This window comes from Corynebacterium sp. UMB10321 (genome assembly GCF_030228725.1).
Classification (GTDB): Bacteria; Actinomycetota; Actinomycetes; order Mycobacteriales; family Mycobacteriaceae; genus Corynebacterium; species Corynebacterium pseudogenitalium.
In genome coordinates this window covers 292,659-313,843 of sequence record NZ_JASOZC010000001.1, presented here as the reverse complement: position 1 = coordinate 313,843, position 21,185 = coordinate 292,659, and the positions used below count along the sequence as shown (strand labels likewise).

The following is a 21,185-nucleotide window of genomic DNA, read 5'->3' as shown; positions in this document are numbered from 1 at the left end:
CCATGATCACTGTGTACGGCGAAGCCCTCGTTGACCTTGTCCCCCAGGACCGTTCCCCGCTCGCGCCGCTGGTGCCCGCGCTCGGTGGCGGCCCGTTCAATGTGGCCCGAGCTCTGGGCCGACTCGGCGCAGACGTCTCCTTCCAGTCACGGTTGTCTCGCGACAACTTCGGGGAGGCACTCGCCCAATCGCTTCTCGACGCCCACGTGGACCTCACCAACTGCGGCCGCGGCGACGAGCCCACTACCCTGGCCGTCACCGCGCTGGCGGAGAACGGCTCGGCGACCTACACCTTCTACGTTGACGGCACCGCCGACCGCTTTGCACAGCCAGTCCCGGTGCAGGAGGGCTACGCGGTGTTCGGGACCCTGTCCCTGGCGCTAGAGCCCGCGTCGCTGCGCTACGCGGAGGCCGCCTCTGAGTCGGCGAAGCACGGCGCAATCGTCTGCCTGGACCCGAATATCCGCCCGGCGTTCGCTTCCGAGAAACACCGCCTGTTCCTGCGGGGGCTGCTCGATTCCGTAACGGTGCTCAAACTCTCCGACGAGGAAGTCGAGTTCCTCGGTGACACCTCCCACGTGCCAGTCGTGGTGACCACGCTCGGCGCCGACGGCCTGCGGGTACGCGCGCCGTTCGGCACGGTCACGGTCCCGTCACCGAAGGTCACGGTCGCGGACACGATCGGCGCCGGCGACACGGTGATGGCGGCGCTGGTCCACCAGTTCGACGCCCGCGGCCTGGACCGCGACGGCCTGCTCGCCCTCGGCGAGGAGGAATGGTGCGACATCCTCACGTTCGCCACCCGCGCGGCCGCGATCACGGTGTCGCGCACCGGCGCAGACACCCCCTTCGCCCACGAGCTGGATTAGGAAGCCGCGTTCGCTGGCTCCCACCCAAGCGCCGGCGCGACGTGCTCGGCGAACCCGCGCAGGATCTGCATGCACACGTCCACCCCGGCCTGGTTCGGAACGGTGAGCATCAGCGTGTCCGCGGCCTGGATTGCTGGGTCATTACCGAGCTCCTCGATAAGCTGATCGGCCTCTGCGGCGTACGTCTTGCCGAACGTGGTGTACACACCACGCTCAATCTGACCGATCTGTTCCTCGGTATCCAGCAGTCCGAAGAGCCGCTCGGTGTCCTCGTCCACGATCGGAAAGATAGAACGAGAAACAGAAACGCGCGGCTCCCAGTCGTGGCCCGCGGCCGCCCACGCCTTCCGGTAGTGCTGAATCTGTTCCGCCTGCAGCTCGCCGAGGCTGCGGCCGTCGGCTTCCGAAATCAGCGTGGAGCTCATCAGGTTCACGCCGTCGCGGGCAGCCTGCTCGGCGCTGGCGAACGTACCTGCTCCCCACCACACCCGGCGCGCCGCATCCTCGGAGTGTGGCATCACCGAGAGCGGGCTGGCAGGCGGGTACATCTGCGGGTACTGCTCCTCAAGGGATGCGGCGAGCGCCATCGGGTCCCCGCGCAGCGCGGAAATGAAACGCTGGAAATGTGCACGCGCCAGGTCAGAACCGTTCGCGGCCTCTGACTCGTAGCCGAAAGCGCGCCACCCTCTATCGGCAGGCTCCGGTGACCCGCGGGAGACGCCGAAGGCGAGGCGGCCGTCGCTTAGCAAATCGAGCGCGGCGACGTCCTCCGCGAGCTGCAGCGGGTTGGCGTAGCGCATATCGACGACGCCGGTGCCCACCTCAATGTGCTTCGTCGCCGACGCCATCGCGCCAAGCAGGGCAATCGGAGACGCGAACTGCGGCGCGAAGTGGTGCACTCGCACGTAGGCGCCGTTGACACCAATCGCGTCCGCCTGGCGCGCGAGCTCCACGGTGTCCTGTAGCGCCTCGCGCGCGGTCATCCCCTGGCGCCCGGGTGGTGCGTGGTGGCCGAATGAAAGGAACCCAAACTTCTTCATGCGGCCACTCTAGCGCGCTACTCCACCGTGACGGACTTCGCCAGGTTGCGTGGCTGGTCCACGTTCAAGCCACGTGCTTGCGCAACGGTGCAGGCGAAGATCTGCAGCGGGATCGTCGACAAGAGGGGCTGCATGAGGCCGGCCGACTGCGGGATGCGGATCACGTGGTTGGCGAAGCGGTTCACGTCTTCGTCGCCCTCCTCCGCGATCACGATGGTGACGGCACCACGCGCGCGGACTTCCTGGATGTTGGAGACAACCTTGGCGTGCAGGTTGTGGCGCGAACGCTTCGACGGCACGATGACGAACACCGGCTGCCCTTCCTCAACCAGCGCGATCGGGCCGTGCTTGAGCTCGCCTGCGGCGAAGCCCTCGGAGTGCAGGTAGGCGACCTCCTTGAGCTTCAGTGCGCCCTCGAGCGCGACTGGGAAGCCGACGTGGCGGCCGAGGAAGAGCACCGACTTCGCGTCGGCGAGCTCGCGGCCAAGTTCCTGGATTTCTGCCTCGTTGTCCAGGATCCACTGGATCTTCTCCGGCATCTCCTCCAGCTCAGCAATGATGGTCTGGATTTCGTCGGTGAACTTGTTGCCGCGAACCTGCGCCAGGTACAGCGCCAACAGGTAGGACGCCACGATCTGGGAGATGAACGCCTTCGTCGACGCCACTGCGATCTCTGGGCCGGCGTAGGTGTACAGGGAGGCGTCGGCCTCACGCGGGATGGAGGAGCCGACCGTGTTGCAGATCGCGATGACCTTCGCGCCCTGCTCGCGCGCGTGGCGTACCGCCATGAGGGTGTCCATGGTCTCGCCGGACTGCGAAATTGCTACGACCAGGGTGTTCGGGGTGACGATCGGGTCGCGGTAGCGGAACTCGTGCGCCAGCTCGACCTCCGTCGGGATGCGGCACCAGTGCTCAATCGCGTACTTCGCCACGTGCCCCGCGTACGCAGCGGTACCGCAGGCCACGATGATGATCTTGTCGACGCTGCGCAGCACGGACTCGTCGATACGTAGTTCGTCGAGCGTGAGCTTGCCCTCGGCGTCGAAGCGGCCGTACAGCGTGTCGCGAACGGCAGCCGGTTGGTCGTGGATCTCCTTCGCCATGAAGGAATCAAACCCACCCTTTTCTGCGGCGGTGACGTCCCACTCGACGCGGAACGGGCTGCCCTCGGCGTGGTTGCCTTCGAAGTCAATGATGTCGTAGTTGTCAGCGGTCAGGGTGACGATCTGCCCGTTGTCCATCTCCACCGCGTCGCGGGTGAACTCGATGAAGCCGGAGACGTCAGAGCTGAGGAAGTTCTCACCCTCGCCCAGGCCGATCACCAGCGGTGAGTTCCAGCGCGCCGCAACGATACGGTCCGGGAATTCCTGCTCGATGGCCAGCAGCGTGAACGCGCCCTCGAGTCGCAGGGCGGTCAGGCGCATTGCCTCGGTGAGGTCCTTGTTCGCCTCAGTATTGAAGATGTCCAGCAGCAGCGTGGCTGCCACCTCGGTGTCAGTTTCGGAGCGGAACGTGTAGCCCTTCTCGCTCAGCTCAGCACGAAGTGCCGCGAAGTTCTCGATGATGCCGTTGTGCACCACGGCCAGTGCGCCGTCGCCGACGACGTGGGGGTGGGCGTTGGCGTCGGTAGGCCCGCCGTGGGTTGCCCACCGGGTGTGCCCGATGCCCAGGTTGGAAGGCGCAAGCGGCGCCTCTGCGATGGCCTGCTCTAGGTCCGCGACCTTGCCTGCCTTCTTCCTGCACGCGATGGTGTCGCCCTGCATGACTGCTACCCCGGCCGAGTCATAACCGCGGTATTCGAGCCTGCGAAGCCCATCAATAATGACGGTGAGGGCGTCGTGCTCGCGTGCACGCTCGCCACCTATGTATCCAACGATTCCACACATGGGGCGAATTTTACACGCGGCGTAGTTCCTGAAAAAGTGACGCCGCCGAACCCTATCCCAGCGAGCCCGTGAGCTTGCCGTGAAACTCCGTGGTACTCGGGTTCATGCCGATGAAGCGCACGTGCTTGCCGCGCTCCTCGTATTTTTGTTCAATGCTGTCGAGCGCCGCGACCGTCGACGCGTCCCACACGTGCGCGCGGTGCAGGTCCACGACCACTTCGTCGGGGTCCTCCGAGTACATGAACAGAGTGGTCAGGTCGTTGGAGGAGGCAAACAGCAGCTGGCCGGACACCACGTAGTGAGCCACGCCGTCGACAACTTCGCGGGTCACTTCCACCAGGTGGGCGACGTTTCGCACAAAGATTACCGACGCCACAAGCACACCCACCACGACGCCGATAGCCAGGTTGTTCGTCGCCAGCACCACTGCAACCGTGATCAGCATCGTGACGGTTTCCGAAGCCGGCAGCTTGCGCAGCGTGCTCGGCATCACCGAGTGCCAGTCGAACGTGCCCACCGACACCATCACCATCACGGCAACCAGCGCAGCCATCGGGATCATGGCGACGTACTCGCCGAACGCGAGCATCAGAATCAGCAGGAACGCGCCCGCCAGGAAGGTGGAAATACGGGTGCGAGCCCCCGAGACCTTCACGTTGATCATGGACTGGCCGATCATGGCGCAGCCACCCATCCCGCCGAACAGGCCGGTGACAATGTTCGCGACGCCCTGCCCCCAGCTCTCGCGAGTCTTGTTGGAGTGCGTGTCCGTGACTTCGTCAATCAGCTTCGCGGTCATCAGCGACTCCATCAGGCCAACAAGCGCCACGCCGAGCGAGTACGGTGCGATGATCCGCAGCGTCTCCCAGGTCAGCGGCACGTGTGGGATAAAGAATTCGGGCAGGCTGCTCGGCAGCTCGCCGCGGTCCCCGACCGTCGGGACCGGCGCATTCGTCGCGACCGCGATGAGCGTCACCACCAGGATTGCGACGAGCGGGGCCGGAACCGCCTGCGTAAACTTCGGCATCACCACCATGATCACGATGGCCAGCGCCAGCAGCGGGTACACCGCCCAGTGAATGCCGATGATTTCGGGCAGCTGCGCCACAAAGATGAGAATCGCCAGCGCGTTGACGAAGCCAATCATCACGCTTCGCGGCAAGAACCGCATCAGCGTTGCGACGCCAGCAACCGCCAACAGAATCTGGAACACCCCGGCGAGCATGATGGCTGCCACCATGTAGTCGTAGCCGTAGTCGCGCACCAGTGGCGCGATGACCAGCGCCACCGCACCGGTGGCGGCCGCGATCATGGCGGGGCGCCCACCCGTAATCGCGATCACCATCGCCATGATGAAGGAGGAGTACAGCCCGATCTTCGGGTCCACCCCGGCGATGATGGAGAAGCTGATCGCCTCTGGGATCAGCGCCAGCGCCACAACTAGCCCGGCGAGGACCTCCTTCGTCAGGATGCGCGGTGTCTTCAGCGCTGTCGCCACTGATGGCTCGGGCTTGTACCGGCGCGTGTTTTCCGTGGTCAGCACGGTGGCTGCCATATGTGTCACTCCAAGCGTTGTTGTTATTCGTAGCGCAGGGCTTCGATCGGGTTCATTCTCGATGCGCGGTTTGCCGGGTAGTAGCCGAAGAACAGGCCAATCAGCAGCGCGAATACCAGTGAGAGTAGCACTGCCGAGATCGGGGGGAACACGAAGGCGTTCAGCAGCAGGGCGCCCAGCATGCCGAAGCCCGCGCCTACAACCACGCCGAAGAGCCCGCCGATGAGGCAGACGATCATCGCCTCGGTGACAAACTGCGTGCGGATCATCCGACGCGTCGCGCCCAGAGCCATGCGCACACCGATCTCGCGGGTGCGCTCCGTCACGGTAATCAACATGATGTTCATCACGCCGATACCGCCGACGAGTAGCGAGATCCCGCCGATTGCGGAGACCACCACGCTCATCATGGTCAACGTCTGGTTGAGCTGATCGATGTCACGCTTCATGTCGGCCACTTTCCCCTTGTAATCGGGGTCGTCCTCATAGGCACGGTCCGCCCACGCCTGGACGTCCTTGGCCACTTGATCGGTGTCGGCGCCATCGGCGACGCGCACACTCACGTTGTCTACGCCAGGCACCGGTGTGCGCATCATGTCCGGCTGCACCGTGTACGGCACCGCCATCATCGACTGCGAAAAGTCCCCGACCAGCACGCCTTGCTTCTCAAAGTGCCCGTACGCGCCGACCACCTGCACCGAAGCGTACTGCCCGCCGATGTCCAGCTCGACTTCCTGCCCGATCGCCGAATCAGGGTCGTTATTGAACAGCTGCTCCACAACCTCCGGCGAGACCACCGCCACGGCGCGGTTCGCCTCAATGTCGTCTTGGGTCAGAAATCGCCCGGCGGTCAGCGGCAGGTTCTGCATCTCCAGCTGGTCAGCGTTGACAAAACTCACCATCGTGGTGCCGTGCGCCAGCCCGCGTGTCGCCTGAGCTGTCGAGCTATCCAACTCAAACGCGATACCCTTCGCCCGCGTCCCGAGTTCGGCGCGCAGGTCCTCGATCATGTCGGGGGTGAGCTTCGAGGCGTCGTCAATTTCTTGGAACATGTAGCGGGCGGCCTCGCTGTCATCCTCCTGGCGGGGCTTGACTTCGAGGTGGACGTCGTGAATGCCGAACTGCTCCAGGCTATCCAGCGTCTGCTTCTGCATCGCCTTACCCAGCGTCATAATCGCAATCACCGAGGCGATGCCAATGATCACCCCGAGCAGCGTCAGCGCCGAGCGCATCTTGTTCGCCCGCAGGCTCACCGTGGCGAGCCTGACAGATTCGCGCGGGTTCACTCCTGCTCCTCAACCAAGGTCACGGTGGCACCGACGCGTTCGCGATACTCGGCAGGCTTGTTCAGCACCCGCGTCCCCTTCTCGACGCCCTCTACGACCACATCCGAATCCGACACCAGCCCAACCTTGACAGGCGTCTTCACTACCTCGAACTTGTCCCCGTCATCCTTCGGGCGCAGCGCGTACACCGAGTAGCTACCGTTCTCATCGACGACGGCCTCCCGCGGCACAGCGAGCGCGTCCTTCGCGGACTCCGTGGTGATCTGCGCCTTGGCCGTGCCGCCGATCTTGAGGCCCTCGGTATCACCCAGAACCTCGATCTCCACGGGGAACTCCGGGCGCGCCGCCTGCGCCGACGCCCCATCCGCCGCGGGCTGCGTTTCCGCAACCGATGAAACATCCAGCACACGGCCCTTAAACTTCTTCGCGCCGGTGCCAGGCGTGGTGAACGAGACGGCGTCGCCCGGCTTCATCTTCGCCGAGTCCAGCTCCTTGACGCTCGCGCGCAGCACCAGCCGGTTCGGGTCCGCCACAGAGAGCAGATAGCCCGTCGGCGTCTGCCCCTGCTTCACCGCGACCTCCGCGACCACACCCGCGATCGGGGCTCGCACCTGGCCCGACGCCACGTCGACCTCAAGCTGCGCGATTGACTGGCCCGCCGCGGCCTGCGCCGCCTGCACCCCACGCTGTGCCTGCTGCACCGCTGCCGCCTGGGAGTCGAGCTGCTGCTGGGCCGCAAGCTTTGCTACCTCGAGCCCGACCGCTGCCTCCGCCTTCGCATCAAACGCCTGAGCTACGGCGCGCTGCTTCGCCGCAAGATCCGCGTCGGTGTCGTTGAGGGCAGCGTCGTACGCCTTTTGCGCCGCAGAAAGGTTGTGCTTCGCGCCGCGGAAACGCTCGTCGGCCTCCAGTTTGCTCAGCAACGGCTGCACAGCATCGTCTTGCGCCATCCCAGATTGGAAGATGCCGTGGTTGCCGCGCACAGACTCCAGGGCCGCCGTCAGCGCGTCACGACGCGCCGAGTCCACGCCCTGCGCCTGCGTAAGCAGCGTGCTGTCCAGGCCCGCAGCGACTGCTTTCTTTCGCTGCTCGAAAACTGCGGTAGCCTCCTGCAACTGGCCATCAGCCTGGCGAAGGGCCGCCTCCGCCTGCGTCACCTGCGGGTTCAGGCCACGCTGCATCGCGTCGCTCGACTGCTGGTAAGCCTGCTGGGCCTGCTCAAGCTGATTCTGCGCCGCGACATCCGCCGAAATCTGCTGCGCGCGCTGCGCATCAATCTCACGCTGGACCCCCGACGTATCCAGGACCGCGACGACCTGGCCCGCCTCGACACGCTGTCCCACCTTCACGTTCAGGGCTGTGACCGGGCCGGTCAGGTGCGTCGTCAACGCGGTCACCGTGGCAGCCTCCACCGTCGCGGTGACCGGCACTTTGGCAGCAACATCACGAGGAGCGAGCTCTGTCGTATCAGCTGCCATGACCGGCTGACCGCCCCCAAACCCGCAGGCGGCGGTAGAGGCAAGAATACAAAGCCCGAGCCCAACGGTTGCGAGGGCTCGGGAAACGACACGGTTCGTTCGGCGCAGTCCTTTATTCACAGCGCTAAGGATAGCCGAAGTTTCACATCAATCAGAAGTTTTACGGATATAAAACTCCGGGTGATCCGCGCGCAGCAACGTGTTGCCAGTCAGGCCGCACCAGGCACGAATATCGATATCGATCGCCTCGTTCGTGGACCGCAAGTGCAGCACTTCCCCATCCTTGATCTGGTCGCGGAACAAGAGGAAGAGGCGCACCAGGACATCACCGCACGCGATGTCCTGGGCGTCCCAGTAGTGATCCTCATGCATTGCGGCGCGCCATCACATTGTCGCGGGCCTGCACAATGAGCGCGAGCTGCTGCTCAGCCAAGTTCGCGGCCACGATTGGGTTATCCGCAAACGTTGCAAAACCGCAGTCCGTGGAGAAGACCACCCGGTCAGCCCCGAACGTGTCCAGGGCTCGCTCGATGCGCGCCTCCACTGCCTCGACGGGCTCCAGCTCCTGAAGCTTTTGGTTCAGCACGCCAACGCAGATGCGCTGGTCGTCGCGGATTCCCTCGAGGGCTCGGATATCGCCGGCACGAGGCGTCGCCAACTCCATGGACAACATACCCACGTTCAGCGAGGCGAAAAGCTCAACAAACGGAGCGTAATCGCCCGTCAGCGCCGCCGACTCGTCCGTGGTCCAGTTGCCGCGGCACACGTGCAGCGCCAACCTGTCCTTCGGCAGCCCTTCTGTGAGCTCGTCGAGCAGCGACTTCGCGAACTCCAGCTCCTCATCCACCGTGCCCTCCAGGCCGTCGAGCGCGCCACACATAAACGTGCGGCCGCCCCCGCCTGCCTGCCCGTACACGACTTCAGTAAGCACCGGCTCATCGATCTGCACCAGCGACGTTCCCTTCGCCAGCAATTCGTGGAGCTCCTCGCGTAGCACGCGGACGATATCCTTCGACATCTCCTCGCGGTTCTCGTACGCGCGGTCGGAGACACACTCCATCCACATCGTGCGCGTGAGCAGATACGGCCCCGGCAGGCACACCTTCACCGGGCGGTCGGTGAGCTGCTGCACGAACTCAACCTCGTGCGCAACCAGCGGCTTATCGCGACCAAGCGGGCCAAAGACCGCCGGGTGGCGCACCTCGCCCGCCGGGACGTCCAACGCGCGAAGCTCGCGCTCGAACTCCTCCGGGTCATCCACGTACGGCAGCAGGTCCGTAATCGGGATGAGCTGGCAGTTCTGCAGACGCCCCGCGACGAAGCTCGAGTAGTTGTCGCGTCGCATTTCACCATCCGTGACGACGTCCACTCCGGCCCGCTCCTGCGCCGCAAGCACAAGGCGCACTGCGTCGTCGGCTGTGGCCTGGAACGTGCCCTCATCCATCCGCTCTTCGAGGTGGCGGTGCAGCGCATCCAACAACCACGGAGACCGCGGCCAAGACCCCATCGTCAGTACCGATCCCGCCGGAATCTCCGGCGCGGGAGCTGGCTCAGGCAGTTCCTTGGCGATCGTCGGCTCCACAACCTCCTGCGTCACCGGCATCTGCGGACGCTTACGCGGGCCCTTCCTCTTCTTCGGGCGCACCGCCTCTGTAGCGGCCGGGATGTCAGCAACCTCCACAGGCTTCGTAAACGACCCCTTCGACACAAGGAAGCGCCACCGCTTGTGCTCTGGCTCCTCAACCACGTTGACCAAGTCATTGCCAGTCAAGTTACACCAGGAAGGCAGATCCACCTTGACTGTGGAGTCATAGGAGATAATCTCCAGCAGCTGGCCAGACTCGAGCGGATCGATGTTCTTTCGGATCAATAACAGCAACCCGTTACCGCAGTCCAGATCGCCACCGTCGAAGCTGGCGTCTGGGGCGTACGGGTGCAGATTCTCGGACTGAGACATCGTTGCCTTAGTAGGAAACGCTTGGGGTGCCGTCTGCCAGGAACTCAACCAGCTTTGCGCCGCCGACGATGGTGGCGCCGTCGATAAGATCCTCTTCCCCGAAGCCACGCTTCTTGGCACAAGGCGCGCACACGTACAGCTTGCCCTCTGCAGCAACGAAGTTCTCAATCAACTCCTTGATTGGAGCGAAGCCCTCCTCATGGATGTCGTCCGCGTAGCCCTTCACAGCGAGGCGAGCGCCCTCGGAAGACAGGAAGACCATCGTGTCCTGCGCGGAACCTACAGCAGCGTTGGCGACGACGAAACCGAGCGTCGCAAGGTCCTCATTGTCCTTCGCGTGTGCAACAGTGACGCAAAACTTGCCAGTACCCATAGTGAACTCCTTTTCATTGAACGTTACGAGCACCAGAAAGTCTACCGAAATAGAAAAAGCACCACCCCGTCGTAACGAAACTTGGGGGTGGTGCTCTCTTGTCCTTGAGTCGGACGCCTCTACATGATGGGTTTAGCGTGCCTTCTCAATGATCTCCACGAGACGGAAGTGCTTGTCCTTGGACAGCGGACGCGTCTCCTGGATGCGGACGAGGTCGCCAACACCGGCGGTGTTCTCCTCGTCGTGTGCCTTCACGCGCTTGGTGGTACGGACGATCTTGCCGTACAGGGCGTGGGACTTGCGGTCCTCGACCTCGACAACGATGGTCTTGTCCATCTTGTCGGAGACGACGTAGCCGCGGCGGTTCTTCTGAACACGCTTCTCGTTGGTCTGTTCGTTCACGTTTGCCTCACTCATGATTAAGCCTCAGCTCCCGGAACAACGGACAGGCCGAGCTCGCGCTCGCGCAGCACGGTGTAGATACGTGCGATGTCGCGCTTCACGGTGGAGATGCGGCGGTTGTTGGTCAGCTGGCCGGTAGCAAGCTGGAAGCGCAGGTTAAACAGCTCTTCCTTTGCCTCGGACAGACGAGCGCGCAGCTCTTCGTCGTTGAGCTCGCGGAACTCGGATGCGGGGGTACCGTTTGCCATTAGAACTGGTCCTCCTTCTTGATGATGCGAACCTTGCAAGGCAGCTTCGCGCCTGCGCGGCGCAGTGCCTCGATAGCGGTTGCGTCGTTCGGGTAGGACATCTCAAAGAGAATACGTCCCGGCTTTACGTTAGCGACCCACTTCTCGACAGGGCCCTTACCGGAGCCCATACGAACACCGAGCGGCTTCTGCGTCAACGGACGGTCCGGGAAGATGTTGATCCAGACCTTGCCACCACGCTTGACGTGGCGGTTGATCGCAATACGAGCCGCCTCAATCTGACGGTTGGTGATGTACGCCGGCTCGAGAGCCTGCAGAGCGTAGTCACCGAAGTTGATCGTGTTGCCACCCTTGGACACGCCAGAACGAGTCGGGCGGTGCTGGCGGCGGTACTTCACACGCTTAGGAATAAGCATTGATTAGCCCTCCTGCTTCTGCTCTGCACGCTGGCGGCGCTGGCCACCACGGCGTGGGCGGCGATCGCCACGGCCACGACGCTCGTTCGACGGAGCGTTGAGCTCGGACTCGCGCACGCCACCGACGACGTCGCCCTTGTAGATCCAAACCTTGACGCCGATGACGCCGAAGGTCGTGTGTGCTTCTGCGATGCCGTAGTCGATCTCAGCACGAAGGGTGTGCAGTGGCACACGGCCTTCGTGGTAGCGCTCGACGCGGGACATTTCAGCGCCGCCGAGACGACCCGAGGTCATGACCTTGATGCCCTTGACCTGTGGGTTACGCATAGCGGACTGGATTGCCTTGCGCATCGCACGACGGAACGCAACGCGGTTGACCAGCTGTTCAGCGATGGACTGAGCAACGAGCGTCGCGTCGGCGTCGACGTTCTTGACCTCGAGGATGTTCAGCGCAACCATCTTGCCGGTGAGCTTCTCGAGCTCACGGCGGATGCGGTCAGCCTCAGCGCCACGACGGCCAATCACGATGCCCGGGCGGGCAGTGTGAATGTCGACGCGGACGCGGTCACGGGTGCGCTCGATGACGACGTCGGAGATACCGGCGCGCTCGAGGCCCTTGGACAGGAACTCGCGGATCTTGATGTCTTCTGCGACGTAATCAGCGTAGTTCTTGTCGGCGTACCAGTGGGACTTCCAGTCGGACGTGATACCCAGGCGCAGGCCGTGTGGGTGAATCTTCTGGCCCATTACTTCGCCCCTTCCTTGGACTCGACAACTACGGTGATGTGCGAGGTGCGCTTCCGGATCTGGAATGCGCGACCCTGAGCGCGTGGCTGGAAGCGACGCATGGTCGGACCTTCGTTTGCCCAGCACTCGGAGACGACCAGCGTACGCGGGTCCAAACCGAAGTTGTTTTCAGCGTTGGCGGCTGCAGATGCAACAACCTTGGCGACGTCCTTCGCAGCACCCTGTGGTGCGTACTTCAGGACTGCGAGAGCCTCGGAGACGGACTTCCCACGGACGAGGGCGAGCACGCGGCGCGCCTTCATCGGGGAAACACGAACGAACTTGGCCGTCGCGGATGCAGTGGTGATGGTGTCAGCCATTGCTTATCGACGTCCCTTCTGTTCCTTGACGTGACCCTTAAAGGTCTTGGTTGGTGCAAACTCGCCGAGCTTGTGGCCGACCATGGACTCGTCGACAAACACCGGGACGTGCTTGCGGCCGTCGTGGACGGCGAAAGTGTGTCCGATGAAATCTGGGAGAATGGTCGAACGGCGAGACCAGGTCTTGATTACCTGCTTGGTGCCTGCATCGTTCTGAGCGTCCACCTTGTTGAGGAGGTGCTCATCGACGAACGGGCCTTTCTTTAGGCTACGTGGCATGTCTTACTACCTCCTCTTAACGCTTCTTGTTCTTCGAGCGACGGCGTCGCACGATCATGTTGTTTGAGTAACGGTTTGGGTTGCGGGTGCGAACTTCCTTCTTGCCCCATGGGGACACTGGGTGACGACCACCGGAAGTCTTACCTTCACCACCACCGTGTGGGTGATCCACAGGGTTCATGACAACACCGCGGACCGTTGGGCGCCAGCCCTTCCAGCGCATACGGCCAGCCTTGCCCCAGCGGATGTTGATCTGGTCAGCGTTGCCGACCTCACCAACGGTTGCGCGGCAGCGGATGTCCACGCGGCGAATTTCGGAGGACGGCATACGCAGCACTGCGTAGGAACCTTCCTTACCGAGCAGCTGAATAGAAGCGCCTGCGGAACGAGCAAGCTTGGCACCTGCACCAGGCTTGAGCTCAACAGCGTGGATCGTCGTACCGGTCGGGATGTTACGAAGTGGGAGGTTGTTACCAACCTTGATGTCGGCGTTAGGACCAGCCTCAACGACGGCACCCTGCTTCAGGCCCTTCGGAGCGATGATGTAGCGCTTCTCACCGTCGTAGTAGTGGAGCAAAGCAATGTTAGCGGTGCGGTTCGGGTCGTACTCGATGTGAGCAACCTTTGCCAGCACGCCGTCTTTGTCCGAACGACGGAAGTCAATCACGCGGTAGCGACGCTTGTGGCCGCCACCACGGTGACGAGTGGTGATGTGGCCGTGCGTGTTGCGGCCACCCTTCTTCGGGAGCGGGCGCAGCAGCGACTTTTCCGGAGTGGAGCGGGTAAGCTCCTCGAACTCCGAAACAGAGCTGGCACGGCGACCCGGGGTTGTCGGCTTGTACTTACGAATAGCCATATTTTGTCCTTTTCTATCGAGTCACTTAGACGGCTGCGCCGCCGAAGATGTCGATGGGATCGCTGCCCTCGCGGAGAGTAACGTAGGCGCGCTTGGTGTCCTTGCGCTTACCGAAACCAGTGCGGGAACGCTTGCGCTTGCCCTCACGGTTCACGGTGTTCACCGAAGCGACGTCGACGCCGAAAATCTCTTCCACGGCAATCTTGATCTGGGTCTTGTTAGCAGACTTCGCTACAAAAAACGTGTAGGTGTTCTGCTCCATCAGCGCGTAGGTCTTCTCAGAGAGGACCGGCGCGATGATGATGTCGCGGGAATTCACGATCTTAGCCATTTACTTCTCCTCCTCCGCAGCTTCAGCCTTGCCACGGTTGATGAAGGTGTGCAGCGCCTCAACCGAGAACACAACGTCATCGGCGTTCAGCACGTCGTAGGTGTTCAGCTGCGCCGGCTCAAGAATGGTGACGCCCGGCAGGTTCCTTGCGGACAGACGGGAGTTAACATCCTCACGGCCGATCACGAGCAGCACCGACTTACGGTCAGTCAGACGCTCAATGAACGCACGAGCAGACTTGGTCGAAGGCTTCTGGCCCGGAACAAGCTCCTCAATGAGGTGGATGCGCTCGTTGCGAACACGATCAGTGAGTGCACCAGCAAGTGCAGCCTTGATCATCTTCTTTGGGGTGCGCTGCGCGTAAGAACGCGGCTGCGGACCGTGGACAATGCCACCGCCGGTGAAGTGTGGCGCGCGGATCGAGCCCTGACGAGCGCGACCGGTGCCCTTCTGGCGGAATGGCTTCTTACCACCACCGCGGACCATGCCGCGGGTCTTGGTGGCGTGAGTGCCCTGACGAGCGGCTGCCAGCTGAGCTGTCACAACCTGGTGCATCAGGGGAATGGAAGCTTCACGGTCAAAAAGTTCTGCCGGAAGCTCAACGGAACCGTTGGTCTTTCCGTCTGCGGTGTGGACGTTCAACGTCAGGTTCGTCATGCGTGAGCACCGCCCTTCACTGCGGTCTTGACGGTAACAACAGAACCCTTCGCACCAGGGATAGCACCCTTGATGAGGAGGAGGTTGTTGTCGCCGTCGATGCGTTGAATCTTCAGGTTCTGGGTAGTAACGCGGTTACCGCCCATACGGCCAGCCATGCGCTTGCCCTTGAACACGCGACCCGGCGTAGACGCGCCACCAATGCCACCAACGCGACGGTGAGCAGCCTGGTTACCGTGTGCTGCACCCTGGCCCGCGAAGCCGTGACGCTTCATTGCGCCAGCGAAGCCGTGGCCCTTGGTGGTGCCAGCAACGTCGACGAAGACGTCGCCGTCAAACAGATTGACGGTGATCTCTTGGCCGAGTTCGTACGCAGAGGTGTCATCCATGCGGATTTCAGCTACGTAGCGACGTGGGGTGACGCCAGCCTTCTTGAAGTGGCCAGCCTCTGGCTTGTTCGTCTTACGGGGATCGATGTCGCCGTAAGCAATCTGGATGGCGGAGTAGCCATCAGTCTCTGGTGTACGGATCTGGGTGACCACGCACGGCCCAGCCTCAACGACGGTAACCGGGATAACACGGTTCTCGTCGTCGAAGATCTGGGTCATGCCGAGCTTGGTGCCCAGAATGCCCTTGATCTGGTTATCAGACATGTATTAGTTCTCCACTACTTACAGGTTGTCGGATCTCTAGTGATTACTGGATGTTCACGTCAACGCTTGCAGGAAGGTCGATACGCATGAGCGCGTCAACCGTCTTCGGCGTCGGATCGAGAATGTCGATGAGACGCTTGTGCGTGCGCATCTCAAAGTGCTCGCGAGAGTCCTTGTACTTGTGGGGAGAACGAATAACGGCGTACACGTTCTTCTCTGTGGGCAACGGCACCGGTCCAACGACGCGGGCACCCGTGCGGGTGACCGTCTCAACGATCTTCTTCGCAGATGCGTCGATCGCTTCGTGGTCGTAGGCCTTCAGCCTGATGCGGATCTTCTGTCCCGCCACGCTTACCTCTTCCTCGCATCCCCACATTCTGAACGAAGCGGTGGGGTTGTAGCTTCTAGTTTCTCTATAACGTTGTCCGGGCTGGGCCCATGGCTCAACGCCAGTGTCGTTTTCATTGACTGTTTGACACTTCCGGAAGGTGAGTAACGCGACAATAAACTGCGCGCTTACTTCAGTGCTTCCGCCTCGGTGCACACGTGCATCGGGGTGTCAGACTCGGAAGGGTGCGTGACCCTTGCGTACTGCCGCTGTTTATTTGCCATGTCCCTTCTCCGGTTTCTCACCTAGTTAACCTAGATAAAAACCTTCTTTGGAAGGTGTCATGTTTACCCCACCATCACAACCTTGCGGCCGCCATGTCGAGGCAACCCGAGTATTAAAACACGTTCTTGCAAGAAGTGCAACCCCTTCTCCGAACATTTCAGTTTGGTTGCAGACTGATATCCATTCGGAAATTTTTGCATCGATTCAGGCAAGCTAGCTGGTTGCTGTGTACCCTGGGTGTTTACACGGGCGTCTGTCCGTCGTACTTTTCTTTACCCAATATATAGACGAAGGGATTTTCCATGGCCGACCACAATGCAACCGAGAACACTCCTGCCACCACCGAGGCAAAGGAGACAGAGCAGGTTCGCACCCGCAACTCCAACCTTGAGACTGAGCACGGCACCACGATGATCGACGACAACGTCGTCGGCAAGATCGCCGGCATCGCCGCCCGCGAAGTTTCCGGAGTTTACAACCTGGGCGGTGGCGCTGCACGCATGTGGGGCGCTGTTCGCGAGTCGCTGACCTCCTCCACCAATGTTCAGCAGGGCGTCGATGTCGTTGTCGAGGACGGCCACGCTTCCGTCGCTGTTGCAATTATTGCGGAGTACGGCGTCGCCATCCACGAGCTCGCAAACGCCATCCGCGAGAACATCACTGTTGCTGTTACCCGCATGACCGGCCTTATCGTTGACCGCGTCGACGTCACTGTTCACGACGTCCACCTGCCGGAGCAGGACAACGAGGAGTCCAACGAGGCCGCCTACAACGCTAACCAGGCGCTGGCTCAGTAGTTATGGCGTACACCTCCGTTAGCCGCGAGGTGGCCGAAGCCGCCCGGGACGCCATTTTGGCTGTCCCTGGCGTTGCGGGTATGCACAGCGGGTTCTTCGGTGAAGTTGCCCTCCTGCTACCCGGTGAGCGGATCGAAGGGCTCAAACCCGCGACGCGATCCTCAGACCCCAACCTCCGCGGCCTTGAAGTCAACTTTATTTACGACGTTTCGAGCGAACGGGACATTCACTCCGTCGCCGACGACGTACGCACCGCTACCCTGCGCGCCACCGATGTCGATTTCGTCGACGTTGTTGTCGCCGACGCCGAATAGGAACGCCCATTAGGGCGTCCGCGTTGCGTACCCACAACTACAAGTAAGTGGTGAACAATGAATCTTTTATCTAACAAAGCGTTAACCGGTGTCATTATCGGCATTATCGTTGCTTTCTTCGTCACCTTTGGCGGCGGACTCGGGCTACTGTGGCTCGTTCTCTTCTCCGTCATTGGTGGTGTCGTCGGCGCCCAGCTTGATGGCAAGCTGGACCTCGCAGAAATCCTGAGCACCAGCTCGGGCAAGGGTCGTAGCTAATGGCGTCGAACCAATTCCATCTCAGTGAGCGCGTCATCGCGCAGATTGCTGAGGTGGCGGCTTCGTCAGTGCCCGGCACGATCGAAATGGACGCAAAGCTTGCAGGTTTGGCAGGCCGCAGCTTTCCCCAAATCGATGTCCGCCTGGACCGAGTTTCAGGCACCGCGGCCGTCGAAGCCGAGATCGCTACTACTTACCCTGCCCCCATTGCTGCCATCACGGACGCCGTGCGTTCAACGATCATCTCGCACATCCGGACATTGACTGGGCTGGACGTCTCCAGCGTCAATATCGAGGTGGCTAACGTCACCGCGAACGCCGGTGAACCCGTCTCGTGGGACGACGTTGCAAACCACCAGTCGTTCATCATCCCGACTCCGCTGAAGGTCAAGCCTTTGGACGTAGAGTCCCCGACGACGAAGGAGCCGGAACCGTTGCACGATATCGTCGCTCGCTCGCTTGTCGACGACCTGACGGACACCCACGTTCCAGAGCCAGTCTCTGTGAAATCCATTGCCGCTCCGACTCCGTACCCCGTGCGTACCAAGGGCTTCGAAGCACAGCCCACGCGGGTTTTCCGTCCACAAACGCCGGAGCCTGCCCGGCTGCTTGGCGTGCAAACACGCCAACAGCGCGTATATAGCCCGAGCGTTCCGCAACCTGCGCCGCTCAAGCCCATTCGCGTGAAGCGCACAGCGGCACCGACGACAGTATCGGCACCGCAACCTCAGCCGCTTCGTGAAATTACGATCAAACCGGCGGTGAAGTACTATGACCGAACCTAATACACCCGTCGCCCCAGTAGGCCCGCACCCGGCTGCCGCACCGAAAGCTAGCCCAGTTGCACGCTGGATCACCGTGCTCGCCGGCCTGGCGTTCCTCGGGGGCGCCGTTGTTACCGGGCACGACGCTTGGGTGCGACTCCAGGAAACTAGCAACCAACCGGAGTGGCTCCCCGAGCTCTACGACCAGTTGACGTTGAATCTCATTGACATTACGTGGGTAGCCGTCGCCGTCGGCATCGTTGTGATGTTGGTGGGGCTTGCGCTCGTGATTGCGTCGTTGAAGCCACGCCAGAAAACTCATCTACGCGTGCAGTCACCGGTTTCGATCTGGACGCGACCCGTGGATATTGCGCGGAAGTCGACGTTCCTTGCAACGTCTCAGTTTGGCGCAAACCATGCGCGTACCAAAGCGGACCGGAACAAACTGACGCTCACAATGCAGACCGACGTCCAGCGGCCAGATGTCGAGCAGCACGCACACGAAACTCTCGTTGGTGAGTTCCATCGTCTGGAGCAGGTACCCGCCATCACCATCAAGACCGAAGCGCCAGCACCAGTTGCTGAACAGGAGGCGAAGTAAATGACCAAGACACTTGCGTTCTTTGACCGCATACTCGTCTTCATCCTCGGCATTTTGTTGCTCTGCATCGGGTTCGTTCCACTCGCATACTTCTGGGACATCCCCTACGCCAGCCAATGGATCCAGCAGGTGGATCCAGTGGTGATCGGCAACCTGCCCTACCGTTCCTGGTACAACACCGCGTTGATCGTCGGTGCGGTTGTGCTGGTAATTATCGGGCTGTGGGCCATTATCGCGAACACACGCAGCCGCGGATTCTCGACCCGAGCAATCACCGCGGCCGACGCCGAGCATGGCACAACCGAAATCAACGTCAAACGCGTCGCCGAAGCGGCGTGCCACCACTTGGCTATGGACCCCATGATCAACTCCGCCGACGCCAAAGTTGCGATGGTCGAGACCAGGCCGACCGTTGAATTCGTTGCGATTGCCAACCCAGCATTCTCGCTTGACGAAGTCGTTGACGTTCTCGAACGCGCCGATCAGGACTTCCGAATGGCAAACCACACAATGAACGTGGATACCCTGTGGAAGCTGCACTTCGACCAGGTTAGCGCCTAAAAGTACTCACGCGAATGCTCCCCACCAACAGGTGGGGAGCTTTTCGTGTCCAGACGGTGCGGCTTAAGGGACATTTTGTGTGTATAAATCTATTCGGTTTCCCGGACTCCCGATATGGTTTTCAAAACAGTTCCATTCGCCGGTCTTGAGAATTGAACGCCGGATGACGTCTGACGTGTGGGATGTATCGAGTCTGCGGGTAGCGCAGCGAGATTGGTGGCTCTAGAGAACAAGAACCGGTCTCTCTACGAGTTGGGCGATCGCATACTGCCAGGGGGACGAGCAAAGCCCTGGGCGTGCACGATACTGGCCAGGGCACGAACAGGACCGGGAAGCAAGGCATTGGGGTATGCCGTTAAGCGAGCTGCCATACAGCCTGCGGGGCGAGAGACGATCTTGCACACAGCGGTGCACTGAATGGGCGGCTGAAAGAATTCAATACTGGCAATGATCGTCAATGCAACCCCGGTCTAGCCGTGAGAAAGGGGTGGGCTGGACGCGGCTAGTTACACACAAAATGTCCCTTAAGTCGGCGGTGCCCAATGCACTGAAGTAACAGCACGGTGACCAGCTGCAGGACATAGTGGTCCTAGAACCGTTGCCTTCCCAACGCACTGTAGGCATGAAAAAAGGTCACTCCCCGATGGGGAGTGACCTTTACGTCACGTTATCGGACTGAATTAGCCGAGGATCTTGGTGACGCGGCCAGCGCCGACGGTACGGGAGCCCTCGCGGATAGCGAAGCGCAGGCCCTCGTCCATAGCGACTGGGTGGATCAGCTCGACGGACATGTCGACGTTGTCGCCAGGCATGACCATCTCGGTGCCCTCAGGCAGGTGCACAACACCGGTAACGTCGGTGGTGCGGAAGTAGAACTGAGGACGGTAGTTGTCGAAGAATGGCGTGTGACGGCCACCCTCGTCCTTGGACAGGACGTAGACGGAGCCCTCGAACTTGGAGTGAGGGGTGTAAGCGCCCGGCTTGATGACAACCTGACCACGCTCAACGTCCTCACGCTTCAGGCCACGAAGCAGCAGAGCTGCGTTGTCGCCAGCCTCAGCGGTGTCGAGAAGCTTGTTGAACATCTCGATGGAGGTGACGGTGGTCTTCGTGGACTTCTCGCGGATACCGATGATCTCAACTTCGTCGTTGAGGTTCAGGACGCCACGCTCAACACGGCCGGTAACAACGGTACCGCGGCCGGAAATGGTGAAGATGTCCTCGATCGGCATCAGGAAGTCACGGTCGGTCTCGCGAACTGGGTCCGGAATGGAGTTGTCGCAAGCTTCCATGAGCTCAACGATGGAGTCAACCCACTTCTCCTCGCCCTCAAGAGCCTTCAGAGCGGAGATGTGAACGATTGGAGCCTCTTCGTCGTAATCCTGCTCTGCGAGAAGCTCACGAACTTCCATCTCGACGAGCTCGATGATTTCCTCATCGTCGACCATGTCGCACTTGTTCAGAGCAACGAGGATGTAAGGAACGCCAACCTGGCGAGCAAGCAGAACGTGCTCGCGGGTCTGAGGCATCGGGCCGTCGGTAGCAGCAACCACGAGGATTGCGCCGTCCATCTGAGCAGCACCGGTGATCATGTTCTTGATGTAGTCAGCGTGGCCTGGAGCATCCACGTGTGCGTAGTGACGCTTAGGAGTGTTGTACTCGACGTGGGAAATGTTAATGGTAATGCCGCGCTCGCGCTCTTCCGGCGCCTTGTCAATCGCGTCGTACGCGAAGGACTTGTTCTCCTCCGGGTACTTGTCAGCGAGCACCTTGGTGATAGCAGCCGTGGTGGTCGTCTTACCGTGGTCGACGTGACCAATGGTACCGATGTTGACGTGCGGCTTTGTACGTTCGAACTTTGCCTTTGCCACTGTATGTCCTCCTA

At 61.5% G+C, this 21,185-nt stretch carries 27 protein-coding genes; 7 read left to right on the top strand and 20 right to left on the bottom strand.

The annotated features are described in order from the left end of the window. The first annotated feature begins 2 nt into the window (after positions 1–2). Positions 3–869 carry a carbohydrate kinase gene (locus QP752_RS01490; protein ID WP_070477548.1) on the top strand — a complete coding sequence of 289 codons (867 nt, stop codon included), beginning with the start codon at positions 3–5 and terminating at the stop codon, positions 867–869. On the opposite strand, the gene QP752_RS01485 is transcribed toward QP752_RS01490, so the two are convergent. From QP752_RS01485 to rpsJ, 19 genes are all read right to left on the bottom strand, one after another. After that, positions 866–1,909, bottom strand: coding sequence for an LLM class flavin-dependent oxidoreductase (locus QP752_RS01485; protein WP_070477546.1), 1,044 nt, complete (start codon positions 1,907–1,909; stop codon positions 866–868). The two genes, QP752_RS01490 and QP752_RS01485, sit on opposite strands and share 4 nt — an antisense overlap. A 17-nt stretch (positions 1,910–1,926) precedes the next feature. Then, entirely contained in the window at positions 1,927–3,795 is a 1,869-nt protein-coding gene (glmS, locus tag QP752_RS01480; RefSeq protein WP_070363090.1) for a glutamine--fructose-6-phosphate transaminase (isomerizing), read from the bottom strand. 52 nt (positions 3,796–3,847) lie between these two features. Further along, positions 3,848–5,350, bottom strand: a complete 1,503-nt coding sequence (locus QP752_RS01475; protein WP_284804092.1) for a SulP family inorganic anion transporter — start codon at positions 5,348–5,350, stop codon at positions 3,848–3,850. A gap of 23 nt (positions 5,351–5,373) precedes the next feature. Beyond that, entirely contained in the window at positions 5,374–6,636 is a 1,263-nt protein-coding gene (locus QP752_RS01470) for an ABC transporter permease (RefSeq protein WP_284804090.1), read from the bottom strand. Continuing rightward, positions 6,633–8,234 carry an efflux RND transporter periplasmic adaptor subunit gene (locus tag QP752_RS01465; protein ID WP_141742165.1) on the bottom strand — a complete coding sequence of 534 codons (1,602 nt, stop codon included), beginning with the start codon at positions 8,232–8,234 and terminating at the stop codon, positions 6,633–6,635. The genes QP752_RS01470 and QP752_RS01465 overlap by 4 nt, the downstream gene beginning before the upstream one ends. 27 nt (positions 8,235–8,261) lie before the next feature. Continuing rightward, the gene (locus QP752_RS01460) at positions 8,262–8,486 is read right to left on the bottom strand and encodes a hypothetical protein (RefSeq protein ID WP_070363094.1); all 225 of its coding nucleotides are present in this window, start codon (positions 8,484–8,486) and stop codon (positions 8,262–8,264) included. Continuing rightward, the gene (locus tag QP752_RS01455) at positions 8,479–10,071 is read right to left on the bottom strand and encodes a sulfurtransferase TusA family protein (protein WP_284804088.1); all 1,593 of its coding nucleotides are present in this window, start codon (positions 10,069–10,071) and stop codon (positions 8,479–8,481) included. Before QP752_RS01455 ends, QP752_RS01460 begins: the two co-directional genes overlap by 8 nt. Before the next feature lie 7 nt (positions 10,072–10,078). Continuing rightward, entirely contained in the window at positions 10,079–10,444 is a 366-nt protein-coding gene (locus tag QP752_RS01450) for a DsrE family protein (RefSeq protein WP_070363096.1), read from the bottom strand. 132 nt (positions 10,445–10,576) lie between these two features. Beyond that, on the bottom strand, positions 10,577–10,861 hold the full coding sequence (gene rpsQ / locus QP752_RS01445) for a 30S ribosomal protein S17 (RefSeq protein ID WP_070363097.1): 285 nt from the start codon (positions 10,859–10,861) through the stop codon (positions 10,577–10,579). A 2-nt stretch (positions 10,862–10,863) separates the two neighbouring features. Beyond that, positions 10,864–11,094 (bottom strand): 50S ribosomal protein L29, encoded by a 231-nt coding sequence (gene rpmC, locus QP752_RS01440; protein WP_070363098.1) that lies wholly within the window; start codon positions 11,092–11,094, stop codon positions 10,864–10,866. Further along, entirely contained in the window at positions 11,094–11,510 is a 417-nt protein-coding gene (gene rplP, locus QP752_RS01435) for a 50S ribosomal protein L16 (RefSeq protein WP_070363099.1), read from the bottom strand. Before rplP ends, rpmC begins: the two co-directional genes overlap by 1 nt. 3 nt (positions 11,511–11,513) lie before the next feature. Further along, positions 11,514–12,257, bottom strand: a complete 744-nt coding sequence (rpsC, locus tag QP752_RS01430; RefSeq protein WP_070363100.1) for a 30S ribosomal protein S3 — start codon at positions 12,255–12,257, stop codon at positions 11,514–11,516. Beyond that, a complete protein-coding gene (gene rplV, locus QP752_RS01425; RefSeq protein ID WP_070363101.1) occupies positions 12,257–12,616 on the bottom strand; it encodes a 50S ribosomal protein L22 in 360 nt (119 codons plus the stop codon). Before rplV ends, rpsC begins: the two co-directional genes overlap by 1 nt. Positions 12,617–12,619: 3 nt before the next feature. After that, positions 12,620–12,895, bottom strand: a complete 276-nt coding sequence (gene rpsS / locus QP752_RS01420) for a 30S ribosomal protein S19 (protein ID WP_070363102.1) — start codon at positions 12,893–12,895, stop codon at positions 12,620–12,622. Positions 12,896–12,911: 16 nt separating this feature from the next. Further along, entirely contained in the window at positions 12,912–13,751 is an 840-nt protein-coding gene (rplB, locus tag QP752_RS01415) for a 50S ribosomal protein L2 (RefSeq protein ID WP_070363103.1), read from the bottom strand. A 25-nt stretch (positions 13,752–13,776) separates the two neighbouring features. Further along, positions 13,777–14,082: a 50S ribosomal protein L23 gene (rplW, locus tag QP752_RS01410; protein WP_070363104.1), complete on the bottom strand. Its 306-nt coding sequence runs from the start codon at positions 14,080–14,082 to the stop codon at positions 13,777–13,779. Further along, on the bottom strand, positions 14,083–14,739 hold the full coding sequence (gene rplD / locus QP752_RS01405; RefSeq protein WP_070363105.1) for a 50S ribosomal protein L4: 657 nt from the start codon (positions 14,737–14,739) through the stop codon (positions 14,083–14,085). Next, positions 14,736–15,392, bottom strand: a complete 657-nt coding sequence (rplC, locus tag QP752_RS01400; RefSeq protein WP_070363106.1) for a 50S ribosomal protein L3 — start codon at positions 15,390–15,392, stop codon at positions 14,736–14,738. Before rplC ends, rplD begins: the two co-directional genes overlap by 4 nt. 43 nt (positions 15,393–15,435) lie before the next feature. Next, complete coding sequence (gene rpsJ / locus QP752_RS01395) at positions 15,436–15,741, bottom strand: 30S ribosomal protein S10 (protein ID WP_003848085.1); 306 nt, start codon at positions 15,739–15,741, stop codon at positions 15,436–15,438. 566 nt (positions 15,742–16,307) lie between these two features. Between rpsJ and QP752_RS01390 the strand changes: the two genes are divergently transcribed. The 6 genes from QP752_RS01390 to QP752_RS01365 are packed head-to-tail and all read left to right on the top strand — an operon-like array spanning position 16,308 to position 19,300. Beyond that, on the top strand, positions 16,308–16,802 hold the full coding sequence (locus tag QP752_RS01390) for an Asp23/Gls24 family envelope stress response protein (protein ID WP_070363107.1): 495 nt from the start codon (positions 16,308–16,310) through the stop codon (positions 16,800–16,802). 2 nt (positions 16,803–16,804) lie between these two features. Then, positions 16,805–17,116, top strand: a complete 312-nt coding sequence (locus tag QP752_RS01385) for a hypothetical protein (RefSeq protein ID WP_256006154.1) — start codon at positions 16,805–16,807, stop codon at positions 17,114–17,116. Positions 17,117–17,173: 57 nt separating this feature from the next. Further along, complete coding sequence (locus tag QP752_RS01380; protein ID WP_070363109.1) at positions 17,174–17,374, top strand: hypothetical protein; 201 nt, start codon at positions 17,174–17,176, stop codon at positions 17,372–17,374. Then, entirely contained in the window at positions 17,374–18,159 is a 786-nt protein-coding gene (locus tag QP752_RS01375) for an Asp23/Gls24 family envelope stress response protein (RefSeq protein WP_256041869.1), read from the top strand. The genes QP752_RS01380 and QP752_RS01375 overlap by 1 nt, the downstream gene beginning before the upstream one ends. Further along, complete coding sequence (locus tag QP752_RS01370; protein WP_284804078.1) at positions 18,146–18,739, top strand: hypothetical protein; 594 nt, start codon at positions 18,146–18,148, stop codon at positions 18,737–18,739. Before QP752_RS01375 ends, QP752_RS01370 begins: the two co-directional genes overlap by 14 nt. Further along, the gene (locus QP752_RS01365; RefSeq protein WP_256020600.1) at positions 18,740–19,300 is read left to right on the top strand and encodes an alkaline shock response membrane anchor protein AmaP; all 561 of its coding nucleotides are present in this window, start codon (positions 18,740–18,742) and stop codon (positions 19,298–19,300) included. Positions 19,301–19,980: 680 nt separating this feature from the next. On the opposite strand, the gene tuf is transcribed toward QP752_RS01365, so the two are convergent. Then, the gene (gene tuf / locus QP752_RS01360; protein WP_070363113.1) at positions 19,981–21,171 is read right to left on the bottom strand and encodes an elongation factor Tu; all 1,191 of its coding nucleotides are present in this window, start codon (positions 21,169–21,171) and stop codon (positions 19,981–19,983) included. Positions 21,172–21,185: the final 14 nt, after the last annotated feature.